General features: G+C 72.6%; 11 protein-coding genes. 8 read left to right on the top strand and 3 right to left on the bottom strand.

Annotation, left to right across the window (positions count from 1 at the left end; translation table 11 throughout):
• Positions 1–50: 50 nt before the first annotated feature.
• The gene (locus GPA10_RS05730) at positions 51–839 is read right to left on the bottom strand and encodes a TauD/TfdA family dioxygenase (RefSeq protein WP_343040379.1); all 789 of its coding nucleotides are present in this window, start codon (positions 837–839) and stop codon (positions 51–53) included.
• Positions 832–2,112, bottom strand: a complete 1,281-nt coding sequence (locus GPA10_RS05735) for an MFS transporter (protein WP_246258855.1) — start codon at positions 2,110–2,112, stop codon at positions 832–834. The genes GPA10_RS05730 and GPA10_RS05735 overlap by 8 nt, the downstream gene beginning before the upstream one ends.
• Positions 2,113–2,451: 339 nt before the next feature.
• Here GPA10_RS05735 and GPA10_RS05740 point away from each other — a divergent pair, with 339 nt between their 5' ends.
• The 8 genes from GPA10_RS05740 (at position 2,452) to GPA10_RS05775 (ending at position 10,900) form a co-directional block, all read left to right on the top strand.
• Positions 2,452–3,507 (top strand): ABC transporter substrate-binding protein, encoded by a 1,056-nt coding sequence (locus GPA10_RS05740; RefSeq protein ID WP_157164502.1) that lies wholly within the window; start codon positions 2,452–2,454, stop codon positions 3,505–3,507.
• Complete coding sequence (locus GPA10_RS05745; RefSeq protein ID WP_198351511.1) at positions 3,497–4,681, top strand: FecCD family ABC transporter permease; 1,185 nt, start codon at positions 3,497–3,499, stop codon at positions 4,679–4,681. The genes GPA10_RS05740 and GPA10_RS05745 overlap by 11 nt, the downstream gene beginning before the upstream one ends.
• Positions 4,678–5,466 (top strand): ABC transporter ATP-binding protein, encoded by a 789-nt coding sequence (locus tag GPA10_RS05750; RefSeq protein ID WP_343040381.1) that lies wholly within the window; start codon positions 4,678–4,680, stop codon positions 5,464–5,466. Before GPA10_RS05745 ends, GPA10_RS05750 begins: the two co-directional genes overlap by 4 nt.
• Before the next feature lie 364 nt (positions 5,467–5,830).
• Positions 5,831–6,655: a Rossmann-like domain-containing protein gene (locus GPA10_RS05755; protein WP_058845588.1), complete on the top strand. Its 825-nt coding sequence runs from the start codon at positions 5,831–5,833 to the stop codon at positions 6,653–6,655.
• Positions 6,652–7,788 carry a GHMP family kinase ATP-binding protein gene (locus GPA10_RS05760; protein WP_343040382.1) on the top strand — a complete coding sequence of 379 codons (1,137 nt, stop codon included), beginning with the start codon at positions 6,652–6,654 and terminating at the stop codon, positions 7,786–7,788. Before GPA10_RS05755 ends, GPA10_RS05760 begins: the two co-directional genes overlap by 4 nt.
• The gene (locus tag GPA10_RS05765; RefSeq protein WP_157164503.1) at positions 7,688–8,797 is read left to right on the top strand and encodes a pyridoxal-phosphate dependent enzyme; all 1,110 of its coding nucleotides are present in this window, start codon (positions 7,688–7,690) and stop codon (positions 8,795–8,797) included. The genes GPA10_RS05760 and GPA10_RS05765 overlap by 101 nt, the downstream gene beginning before the upstream one ends.
• Positions 8,798–9,342: 545 nt before the next feature.
• Complete coding sequence (locus GPA10_RS05770) at positions 9,343–10,185, top strand: peptidase inhibitor family I36 protein (protein WP_157164504.1); 843 nt, start codon at positions 9,343–9,345, stop codon at positions 10,183–10,185.
• Positions 10,186–10,342: 157 nt separating this feature from the next.
• Positions 10,343–10,900: a hypothetical protein gene (locus GPA10_RS05775; protein WP_157164505.1), complete on the top strand. Its 558-nt coding sequence runs from the start codon at positions 10,343–10,345 to the stop codon at positions 10,898–10,900.
• Between the two features lie 95 nt (positions 10,901–10,995).
• On the opposite strand, the gene GPA10_RS05780 is transcribed toward GPA10_RS05775, so the two are convergent.
• Positions 10,996–11,514: a hypothetical protein gene (locus GPA10_RS05780; RefSeq protein WP_079085916.1), complete on the bottom strand. Its 519-nt coding sequence runs from the start codon at positions 11,512–11,514 to the stop codon at positions 10,996–10,998.
• Between the last annotated feature and the right edge of the window lie 334 nt (positions 11,515–11,848).

The raw sequence follows: 11,848 nt of genomic DNA on the forward strand, positions 1-11,848 counted from the left end.
GGGCTGTGACCCGGGGGGTCGACCTGAGGGGCACCCGCGCGGCGGGGCGCCTACCGCGCGTCCGCGCTCCGCACCGTCAGGATCCGCACCGCCCGCTCCCCCACGTGCCCGTCCCGGCCGTGCCAGCAGCGGTAGTTGTCGAGTACGAGGATGTCGCCCGCGTCCAGGCGGAAGCGCGGCAACCCGGGTTCCAGGGCGTGCACGGCGCGGGTGAAGCGGGCCAGCATGGCCGTCACGTGGTCGGCGTCGGGGTCCCGGTGCAGGGGCGCGGCGCCGTCCGTGCGCCGCACCACGCGGCGCCCGGTACGGGTCCACTCCACGTGCCTGCCGACCCGCGGGGTCGCGGGCAGACCGCGCAGGCCCGCCCACGCCCCGTACAGATCGACGTCGTACCCCGTCAGGAAGGACCACAGTTGCGGATCGGCGTCCGCGAGCCCGTCCACGTACCGCACCGCGTCGACCGCGAACGACTCCCCGCCGTCCGGCGCGGGCCGCACGCACTGCACGAACACATGGTCCTCGTCGGGGTGCCGTCTCCTGACCGGCACCCCGCCCACGTCCACGGACACGTCGAAGCTGTCGGCGTGCAGGTGCACGGGGCCGCCGTCGCGCGAGGCCCGCAGCCGCTGCGGGAACAGCTCGCGCAACCGCGCGCCGAGCACCGTCGCGGCGGCGACGGCGAGTTCGTCGCCGCCGGTGCCGTACCCGGTCAGCACGACGGCTCCGTGCCCGGCGAGAAGACCGGCGGCCGCACCGAGGTCCCCGGCCGCCACGCGGGGCGGGACGACCCCGTACCCCGACGCCCCGTCCGGGCTCGGCGGACCCGTCCGGTCACGCACGCGCCGCCTCCTCGGGCTCCGCGCGCCCGGCGCCCTCCCGGGAGAACCCCCGGGCGCTCGGTACGAGGGCCGCCGCCGCGGGCGCCGCGAAGCACAGCGCCGCGCACACCGCGAGCACCGGCCGGGCGCCGAAGTGCTCGATGGCGGGGGCGATCAGGGCGAGGCCCGCGGGGGCGAGGCCGTAGGACAGCATGAAGTCGAGGGACGAGACCCGGGCCAGCTTGTCGGGCGCGACCTCGCGCTGCGTCGCCGTGAACCACGGCACGTTGAACAGTTCGATGCCGATGCCCGCCACCGCGTACGCGGCCACGACGAAGGTCCAGTGCACCGGCAGCAGCAGGCTGAGCGGCGCGAAGCCGTACAGGCCGAGGCCCGCGAGCGCGGCCCACCCCTGAGCGCGGGGCCGCCACCGCGCGACGACGACGGCTCCGCCGAGCGCGCCGAGCGTGTACGCGGTCATGGCGGCGGCCAGCACCACCCCGGTGTCGTACTTGTCCCGGCTGACCAGCGGCAGGGCCACCCCGGTGGCCGAGTAGCCGGTGGAGATGACGACGGTCAGCGCGCCGAGACCGGCGAGGAACCAGGGGTGCCGCCGCGCCTCGCGCAGCCCTTCGGCGAACTCGGCGAAGAAGGAGGGGCGGCGGGCCGTGGTGTCCACGGCGCCCACCGCGCCGGACTCGCCGACCCCGCCGTCCCCTCGGGCCTCGTCGACCCCACTGTCCTCTCCGGCCTCGGTGGCTCGGCCGGTCCTCCCGGCCCCCGGCACTAGCGCCGCGACCAGCCACAGCACCCCGATCCCGAGCAGCAGCGCCCAGGTGTCGAGGACGAAGGCGAGCAGTGCGGTCAGGGAGGGCCCGGCGAGACTCGTGGCCCGTACGGAGAGCGTCATCGCGGCGTTCGCGGTCTGGCGCCGGTCCTCGTCGACGACCTCGGCGGTGAGTGCCTGGAACGCGGGCCGGCAGGCGCCCTGCCCGGCGCCCGCGACCGCGGCGGCGGCGAGCATCAGCGCGAGGGAGCGGCCGAGCCCGAGGGCGAGGAGCGGGGTCGCCGCGGCGGCGGCGAGGCCCGCCCAGAGGACGACGCCGCGCCGCGAGTACCGGTCGGCGAGCACCCCGCCGACGGCCACGGCCACGAGGAACCCCGCGGTGCGGGCGGCGAGGAGCAGGCCGAGCGTGGCCGCCCCGATGGTGCGGTCGAGGACCGCGAGCCCGAGGACGAAGGGCAGCGCCCAGGTGGCGAGGCCGGAGGCGGTGGTCCCCGACCAGAGCCGCAGGAAGGCGACGTCCCGCAGCACGCTGCGCCCGCCGTGAGCCGCGGGCCCCGCCCCGCTCCCGCTCCCCTCCTCGCTCGCCTTCTCGCTCCTCTTCCCGCTCCCGCTCTCCGTCTTGGACTCCGTCTCGGACTCCGGTATCGGCGTAGTCGCCACGTGACGTACTCCCTGTCTCGAAATCGTTATGCGATCCCCGGGCGACGCCAACTCAGCACCCAGGCCGGGGGATTGGCGGTGACCCACGCGCGGCGGCCACGCACTCGACGGCACCCCGGGATCCACTAATGAAAATGATTGCCATTACAGTACCCTTATCGCGTCCCACCCGAGACCGGAGGTCCCATGCGTCACCCCGCCCGCTTCGGCATAGCCGCCCTGACCCTCGCCCTGACGGCCGTCGGCTGTACGTCCTCCGGCTCCGGCCCGACGTCGCACGACAAGGCGGGCGGCGGCCGCGAGACGACCGTCACCAGCTGCGGCCGGAAGCTCAGCTTCGACGGCCCGCCCGAGCGCACCGTCGCCCTCGACCAGTCCTCCACGGAGGTCCTGCTCGAACTCGGCCTGGAGGACCGCTTGGCCGGTACGTCCAACCTCAAGACGAAGATCGCGCCGGAGTACCGGACCGCGTACGACAAGGTCGACGTGCTCAGCCCGAAGATCCTCACCAGCGAGCAACTGCGCGCCGCGACACCGGACTTCACCATCGGGGGCTTCACCGACTACTTCACCAAGGACCGGGTGGGCACCCGCGAGGAACTGGCGGACCTCGGCCTGCCGTCGTTCGTGAGCGCGGTGGACTGCCCGAAGCAGAACATCGCGGGCAGCGGCGACGGCGGCGGGAAGAAGGCGAAGTCGCCCTTCGAGCTGCTCTTCCAGGACTACGCGGACCTCGGCCGGATCTTCGGCACCGAGAAGCGCGCCGCGAAGCTCGTCAAGGACCAGCGCGCCACGCTCGCCGCCGCGGCGAGGACCGCGGACAGGGCGAAGGACGAGGGCGGGGACGCGCCGACGGTCGTCTGGCTGTACTCCGTGTACGGCGACACCCCCTACGTGGCGGGCAGGAGCGCCATTCCCAGCGAGATGAGCCGGACCGTCGGCGCGAAGAACGCCTTCGACGACATCGACGAGGACTGGCCGACCGTCACCTGGGAGCAGATCGCCGAGCGCGACCCGGACTTCCTCGTCATCGGCGACCTGTCCGAACGCGGCAAGCCCGGCGACAGCGCCGCCGACAAGCTGAAGGCGATCCGCGCCAACCCGGTGATGTCCAAGCTGGCGGCCGTCGAGAAGAAGCGGTTCATCGAGATTCCGGGCACCGAGATGGACCCGTCGGTCCGCACGGTCGACGCGCTGCCGCGCCTCACCTCGGGGATGAAGGACCTCGGGTATGTCCGCTAGCCCGGACGCCACCCGGGCCACGCACAGCGCTGTCGCGGACCTGCTGCATCCCTCGGCCCGGGGCAGATCCCCGGGCGCGGCGGCGGCGCCCGAAGTATCCGGGGTGACCGGGGCGTCCGGGGTGTCGGACGCGCCCGACGCAACCGACGCGCCCCGCACCGCCCGCCGGGTGTCCACCGTCGGCCTCTACCTCCTCACCACCCTCGTCCTCCTCCTCTCCCTCGTCGCCTCCGTCCGCATCGGCACCACCGATGTCTCGTACGCGGACGTGCTGCGTACGGCCGGGTTCCATCTGGGCCTGGACGTGGAGCCGCTGCCGCGGCTCGTGGACTCCCTGATCTGGGAGCTGCGGGTGCCGCGCGTCCTGATGGCGGCCCTCGTGGGCGCCTCGCTCGCGGTGTGCGGTGCGGCGCTCCAGGCCGTCACGCGCAACGCCCTCGCCGACCCGTATCTGCTCGGCATCTCGTCGGGAGCGTCCACGGGCGCCGTCACCGTCGTCGTGCTCGGGGTCGGTTCGGCCTCGCTCGGGGTGACGGGCGGCGCGTTCGTGGGCGCGGCGGTGTCGTTCGCGCTCCTCATGGTGCTGCTGCGCAAGGGCGGTCTGGACTCGGTACGGGTGGTCCTCACCGGTGTGGTGGTGTCGCAGCTGTTCACGGCGCTGACCTCGCTCGTGCTCATGGCGTCCGGGGACGCGGAGGCGATCCGGGCGATCACGCAGTGGCTGCTCGGCTCGATGGCTCCGGCGCGCTGGGACACGACGGTGGTGACGGCCGTGGTGACAGCGGCGGGACTCCTTGTCCTGTGGCTCAACTCGGCCGCCCTGGACGGTTTCTCGTTCGGCGCGGACACGGCGTCGTCGCTCGGCGTCGACGTGCGGACGACGCGCTGGCTGCTGCTGGTGGTGACGTCCCTGATGACGGCGGTGGCGGTGGCGTCCGTGGGCGCCATCGGGTTCGTCGGCCTGATCGTGCCGCACGGCGTGCGGTTCCTCGTCGGTCCGCTGCACCGGGTGCTGCTGCCCCTTTCGGCGCTGGTGGGCGCGGTGTTCCTGGTGTGGACGGACGCCCTCGCGCGGGTGGCGTTCGCGCCGCAGGAGGTGCCCGTCGGGGTGTTCACGGCGCTGCTCGGCGTGCCGCTGTTCCTGTTGGTGCTGCGCAGGAGGGGAGAGCTGTGAGGATCACCGCGGAAGGACTGACGTGGGCGGTCGCCGACCGCCGGATCGTCGCGGACGTGGGCCTGGACATCGCTCCCGGCGAGACGGTCGGGCTGATCGGTCCCAACGGCTCCGGCAAGTCGTCCCTCCTCCGGTGTCTCGCGGGGCTGCGGGCGCCGACGGCCGGGTCCGTCGCGTACGACCGCGAGCCGATCGGGGGGTGGAGCAGCCGCCGGATCGCCCGGCACGTCGCGTTCGTGGAGCAGGCCGCCGACACCGACAGCGACCTCAGGGTCGCCGACGTCGTGGGCCTCGGCCGGACGCCGTTCGGCGACCGGTGGCGCGGGCCCGACGCCCGGGACCGGGCCGTGGTGGCCGCGGCCCTCGCCCGCCTCGGCCTCACCGAGCTGCGCGATCGCCCCTGGAAGGCGCTGTCGGGCGGTGAGCGGCAGCGGGCCCACATCGCGCGGGCGCTCGCCCAGCAGCCGTACGCGATCCTGCTCGACGAGCCGACCAACCACCTCGACGTGAAACATCAGTTGCAGCTCCTCGGTCTGCTCGCCGCCACCGACCAGACCGTGCTGATCGCCCTGCACGACCTGTCCCTGGCGGCCCGCTACTGCGATCGGCTGCTCCTGCTGCACGGGGGGCGGCTGGTCGCCGCGGGGCCGCCGCGGGACGTTCTGACGCCGCCGCTCCTCGCCGAGGTCTTCGAGGTGGACGCGCTCACCGCCCCCGACGCCCTCGGCCACCTGACGGTGACCTACCGGGGCGTGGCCCCCACCCCCCTCAAGGAGCCCCGATGACGGCCCCGCCGACACACTGCCCCGAGCCCCCCAGGGACGCGGGACACCGCCCCGAGCCCCACAGGGGCGCGGGGAACTGCGCGACCAGCCACACACCACCCGCAGACGCGCCCGCACACCCACGCAGCAGACGCGACTGCGGCCCACCCCGGGCTGAGCGCGCAGTTCCCCGCGCCCCTACAGGGCGCCACCCCAAGCCCCACAGGGGCACGAGGAACCGCGCGACCAGCCACACACCACCCGCAGACGCGCCCGCGTCCGCGTCCGCACCCGGCAGAGACGCGACAGCGACTCGCCGCGCGCTGAGCGCGCAGTTCCCCACGCCCCCACAGGGCACCACCCCACCCCCCGGAGGAGACCGCACATGAAGACCGTCGACGATCTGCTGTCCGCTGTGCTCGGCGGTGAACTCGGCCCCGACCCGGCCGGGTTGACGGCCACCAGCGTGTTCTGGGTCCACCACGGGACGCGCCTCGCGGGCGGCGGCGTCACCTACCTCAACCAGTACGTCCTCACCCGCGTGGGCGCCTCCTTCGGCGGCTGCGCCTTCGAGGCGGGCGAGATCGGCCCGGAGATATGCGAGGAGGCGTCCGGGAGCCCGCTCGCGACGCTCCTGCGCGAGGCCCCCCGGCCCCTCGCCATGGCGGCGCTCGACGCCTACCTGGCGGCGGTGCGCCCCCACCGCGACGCGGCCGACGCCGAACCCGTGCCCCTGCCCGCGGGCCCGCCCGAGGTCCGCGCGGTGGCACGGGACACCGCCGTCGCCGGACTCCTCGACATCCCGCCGGGGGCGAAAGTCGCGCTGATCGGCGTCGTCAACCCCCTCGTCGCGGCCATCAGGGAACGCGGCGGCGAGCCGCTTTTGTGCGACTTCAACCTGCGCACGACCCAGTGGGGCGACCCCGTGAGCCGCGACATGCACGAGGTCCTCGACGCCGCCGACGCCGTCGTCGCCACCGGCATGACCCTCAGCAACGGCACCTTCGACACCGTCCTGGCCCGCTGCCGGGAGCGGGACGTGCCGCTGATCGTGTACGCGCAGTCCGGCAGCGCGGTGGCACGGGCGTTCCTGGGGGCGGGCGTGACCGCGCTGTCCGCGGAACCCTTCCCGTTCTCGCAGTTCAGCGCGGAACCGACGACCCTGTACCGGTACCGGGCGGCCACGCAGCGCGAGAAGGGGGGATCGTGACACCCCCGCCCCCGCCCTCGTCCCTGCCCTCGCCCCTGCCCCTGTGTCCACCCCCGGAGCCACACCCAGCCGGGTCCGGCACCGGACCCGGCGTCGGCACCGGGCGAGCCGCCTGCCACCACGGCGAGATCCTCCAGGGCGTCTTCCTCGACGAACGCGGACGGCGCCGGGCCGGTCTCGTCACCCTGCCGATGCCGTCCCTCGGCACCCGCGCGGAGTTCGTGCGCCGTCCGGGCACCGAGGACATCACGGTGGCACCGGCCGACCGCACGAAGGCCCTGCGGGCCGCCACGTACGCCATGGCCGAGTGCGCGACGCGCGTGCAGACCCCGCTGTGCGGAGGCGAGTTGACCCTGTCGGGGAACATCCCGGTGGGGCTCGGCATGGGCTCGTCGAGCAGCGACGTGATCGCGGCGGTGCGCGCGGTCGCCGACGCGTTCGGCGTGCGGCTCGCGCCCGAGGCCGTCGCCCGGCTCGCGGTGCGCGCCGAGCGGGCCTCCGACCCCCTGATGCTGGACGGCCGCCCGCTGCTCTTCGCCCAGCGCGAGGGCCGGGTCCTGGAGGAACTGGGGGCCGCGCTGCCGCCCGCGGTCGTCGTCGGCTGCGCGCTGGGCGGCGGGCGGCCCGTGGACACCCTCGCCCTGCCGGCGCGCGTGTACGACACCGCGGACGTACGCGCCTACGAGCGGCTGCGCTCCCTGCTGCGGCGGGCCGTCGCCACCGCCGACCCGGCGCTGCTCGGCCGGGTCGCGACGGAGAGCGCGCGCCGCGGCCAACGCGTCCTCGCGCACGAGGAGTTCGGGGAGCTCGTGGCCGTCGCGGACCGCGTCGGCGCCACCGGTGTGCAGATCGCGCACAGCGGCAACGTGGCGGGCCTGCTCTTCGACCCGGCGGCCCCCGACCTGCCGGCCCGCATCGGCCGCTGCTCCCGCGCCCTCACGGCCGCGGGCATCCCCCTCACGTACACCTTCGGCACGACACCGCACGCCGTACCCCCCTCCCCGAACCCCCCGACCAGCGAGGAGCACCCGCATGGACACGCCCACGGCGGCAGCGGACGAGCACATGGCGGAGGCGATCGGCCGCCCCGACCTGATACGTGTCGACGACCGGCTCATCTGCCTGCGCTTTGAGACCATGAAGGTGGTGTCGGCGCTCGCCGCGGTCCGCCATCTGCTCGACTCCGGCGCGGTACGCCGGGGCGACACCCTCCTGGACAGCTCCAGCGGCATCTACGCGTACGCCCTCGCCCTCGCCTGCCACCGCTACGGCATGCGCTGCCACATCATCGGCTCGACCACCGTCGACCACACCCTGCGCACCCAGCTCGCGGTCCTCGGCGCCCACGTGGAGCAGATGCCGCCGAGCTCCGACCTGAAGCTGGACCAGAAGCGGCGGGTCGCCCGGGTCCGGGAGATCCTGCGGGTGCACCCCGAGTACCACTGGATGCGGCAGTACCACGACGACGTGCACTACCTCGGCTACCGCGCGATCGCCGAGCGCGTCCGCGCGGCGGTCCCGGCGGACGGCTCCCCGCTCACGCTGGTCGGCGGGGTGGGTTCGGGGGCGTCGACGGGCGCGCTCGCCCGCTATCTGCGGGAGGGACGCGAGGGGAGCGGGAACCGGGCGGGTCCGGTGCGGCTCACGGGGGTGCAGCCGTTCGGCAGCGTCACCTTCGGTAGCGAGCACGTGGCCGACCCGGAGATCATCATCGCCGGGATCGGCAGCTCGATCCCGTTCGGCAACGTGACGCACACGGCGTACGACACCGTGCACTGGCTGTCGTTCCACACCGCGCTGACCGGCAGCGTCGACCTGCTGCGGCGGCACGCGGTGTTCGCGGGCCTGTCCACGGGCGCGAGCTACGCCGCGGCCCGCTGGGAGCACGCCCGGGTGCCCGGCGGCACCACGGTGTTCATCGCGCCCGACACCGGCCACCGCTACGTCGACACGGTCTTCGCCCGCCACCAGGAGGCCGCCGACCTGGACGACCTCGCGCCCCGCACGGTGTCGTCCCTGGACGAACTCGCGCTGCCCTGGGCCCGCATGGAGTGGAACGGCGCCCCGGCCCCGGCCCAGGCGTCCGCGGGGACGGGAACGGGGGACGGGAGCGGGTGGGTCGACGTGGTCCGCCCAGGGTGAGCCGTGACCGCCGACGCCACAACCGGTGGACACCTCCTCCGCAACCCGAGAAGGCGGCCGCACCCGGGGGGGCGGCAGGGGCTGCGACGGCATGCAAACCGGCCATTCCCACGGACGGGGCGAGGCCTTCACCCTTCCGTTTCATCATGACCACACCAGCCACACATCGCCCTCCCGCACCAGCCGCCGAGGAAGGAACATTCCGGGCACAGGCAACTTCAAGCCAGCCACCCCGGAGGCTCTAGATTCACAGCGGCGAATCATTGAGACTGTGATCGCAAAGTTGAGCAAACGCATGCCGCCCACCCTGAGGGCGACTTCTCCACCCTCTGCCACCCTCGCCCTGTACCTCCGTACTCACCCGCTCAGCAGCTGCGTCGCCATCGTGGACGGCGCGCGGTCCACTCACCCGCAGTTGCGAGGGTAACGCTTTGTCCCATAACGGGAGCGAAGACGTTCATCCGAGCTGGATGTCAAGTGCTCTACGCGTACAGGACACGTGAGAAGCGGCTGCACACCCACCACACCCCCCGGAGCACACTGTGATGCGCAAACCGTTGACCTCTCTGTTCGTCGTCACCACGTCGGCCGCCGCGCTGATGATCACCAGTGGTGCGGTGGTCCACGCGGCCGATCCGGTTCCCGAGCCGAAGGCCACCTCCTCGACACTGCCGGAGGACCCCGCGGAGGAGCAGTTCGACGAGCCGTCCGACGAGACCACCGACGTGCCCGTGGACGAGCCGTCCGAGGAGCCCACCGAGGAGCCGTCCGACGCCCCGACGGACAAGCCCGACGGCCCGGCGAGCAATCCTGCCGAGGGCGGGCCCGGCACGGCGGAGCCCGCCGGGCCCGTCATCGCCGACTACAACGGGCGCAAGATCAACCTCGCCGAGTCCTGGGAGGGCGCCACCAGTTGCACCGAACTCCCCGACGGGGATGTCCACTGCTACGACACGGACGAGGAGGCACTGGCCGACCCGGCGCTGCCCGCCGCCTCCCGCGAGGCGACGCGGCAGGCCGAGGCCGCGCCCGGCGCACTGCTCAGGCTGCCCAGCCGGTGTGTCTATGACTACTGGTGCCTGTACTCGGACGTCAGTCACGAGGGCAAGATCCTCCGGTTCTCCGAAGACGGCACGAAGAAGCTCAAGAGCTACGGCATGCGGAACAAACTGAGCTCCGTCTACTACCGGGTCATGAACTGGACCCTCAACTACGGCGACGCCAAGGTCACCGACTCGCGCACCTGGCCCACCGCGGACCGGGTCAGGAGGCTCTCGGCCGGAAGCATCACGAAGGCGGGCAACTACCCCAACTTCAAGCGCCTCGGCTACCCGGGCGGCGGCAACTGGAACGACAAGGTCGACTACTTCGAGATCCGGCGCGCCTGAGCGGCACCCGTGGGCGCGACACCCCGGGTGCGCGACCGCGGTGCGCCGGGCGTGCGCCCCCCTGTCGCATGCCCGGCGTGCGACCCCCTGTCGCAGGGGAAGCACAAGCCACACCAGTCGTACAAGCCGTTCAAGTCGTACCGAAAGGCGCTCAACCATGCGTAAGACGATGTCCGGTGCCGCACTCGCGGTCATTGTCCTGGCCGGAGGCGTCGTGCTCGCGGCACCCGCGCACGCGGCGGGCTCGTGCAGCGACCCCCTCAAGAACGACTTCGGCGTGACGATCCCGGGGCCGAGACCCGACCTGACCTTCTACGTGAAGAACTGCGCGGACGTCACCGGCACCAAGGTCACCGGCCACAGCTTCACCTCCTGGCGCCCTGTCGACCCGCAGGGGCACCTGGACGAGAAGCGGTTCGCGAGCTTCGTCGTCACGACGCGCATCGAGTCACGGGTCTCCCCCACCCCGCCCCTGGACCAGGACAAGGTCGTCACGTCCACGTCGTGCGACCTGACGTCCCTGGTGAACAAGCACGTCAACTACACGGGCAACGAGGACGAGTGGGAGAACCCGCCGAACCGCTGCGTCGCACCGTCGGCCACCTTCGACGACGAGCTGTGGTGGTCCACGGACTCGACGATCGTGTACGACATCGTGGGCGACGGCAAGGGCGCGATGACGCAGCAGCTCGACGGCTCACCGCTGCTGCACTGAGCACCATGTCCCGACGTGGCGGGCCCGGAAGCGCACCGTACGCCTCCGGGTCCGTGACGCGCCGGCGCATCCCCCGCGTACGCCGGGTGCCGGTTCTATCCGCAGGGGTAGACGCGGTCGGACTTGTAGTTGACGTACGGGGTGCTGCTGGACGTCTTGGCCATCTTGGCCGTCACCGGGGCACAGGCGAAGCTGGAGACACGGACCGGCCCCGCGTACTCGGTGAAGTCGCCGGAGTCGGTGTCACAACTGCCGCCCCCGACCTTGCATATCTTCACGTACATGTACTGCTTGCTGCCCTGGTTGTTGTCGAGGATCACGCAGCCTTTGCTGCCATTCTCGTAGGCGAACAGGGTGGCCAGGCGCTCGCGGGGATCGTCCCCGACGGGCAGAGGGATCGCCTTGCGCAGCGAGTAGCCCGACCCGCAGACGTTCGCGGCCGCCACGGCAGCACGCGGGTCGGCCTGTGCGGTGACCCGTGTCGTCCGGTCGGCGTCCTTGGACACGCGTACTGCCGACGCGTCCGCGGCACCGGCGTGCGGCGCCACGGCCACGGCCGAAACCAGGGTCGCGGCAACGACTGTCGCCCGCCTGACACGTACTGATCTAGACATACCGAACCATCACCTTCTGCTTGGAAGTTCCCCATGGCCGCTCTTCCGTCCCCAGGGCGGTGTCAGCCGTCGATCACTGTAGGGAACGTCCAGACCTTTCACCGCTGTTAATTGCGAACACGGTGACAAGCTGACGAGAAAGCATCTCTTGCCGGAATGTTCACAAAGTACACAGGAGACAGGTAGATGTACTGATGCAGAGCAAAACGGAATGGTGAATGAGCACGTCCGCTCTCCCTTGAATGACCTGTTTGCGCATTACACACGACTCCCTCTTTGCTCTCACCGCCTCCCCACGACTCCGCCCCACCGCACCACCGCCACCGCAGCAGCG

Source organism: Streptomyces typhae (assembly GCF_009755605.1).
GTDB classification, from domain to species: domain Bacteria; phylum Actinomycetota; class Actinomycetes; order Streptomycetales; family Streptomycetaceae; genus Streptomyces; species Streptomyces typhae.

Excerpts from the sequence above, each read along its gene's own strand:
- GPA10_RS05770 (WP_157164504.1), top strand. The coding sequence starts at position 9,343 with ATGCGCAAACCGTTGACCTCTCTGTTCGTCGTCACCACGTCGGCCGCC.
- GPA10_RS05775 (WP_157164505.1), top strand. The coding sequence starts at position 10,343 with ATGCGTAAGACGATGTCCGGTGCCGCACTCGCGGTCATTGTCCTGGCC.
- GPA10_RS05740 (WP_157164502.1), top strand. The coding sequence starts at position 2,452 with ATGCGTCACCCCGCCCGCTTCGGCATAGCCGCCCTGACCCTCGCCCTG.
- GPA10_RS05755 (WP_058845588.1), top strand. The coding sequence starts at position 5,831 with ATGAAGACCGTCGACGATCTGCTGTCCGCTGTGCTCGGCGGTGAACTC.
- GPA10_RS05765 (WP_157164503.1), top strand. The coding sequence starts at position 7,688 with ATGGACACGCCCACGGCGGCAGCGGACGAGCACATGGCGGAGGCGATC.
- GPA10_RS05745 (WP_198351511.1), top strand. The coding sequence starts at position 3,497 with ATGTCCGCTAGCCCGGACGCCACCCGGGCCACGCACAGCGCTGTCGCG.
- GPA10_RS05780 (WP_079085916.1), bottom strand. The coding sequence starts at position 11,514 with ATGTCTAGATCAGTACGTGTCAGGCGGGCGACAGTCGTTGCCGCGACC.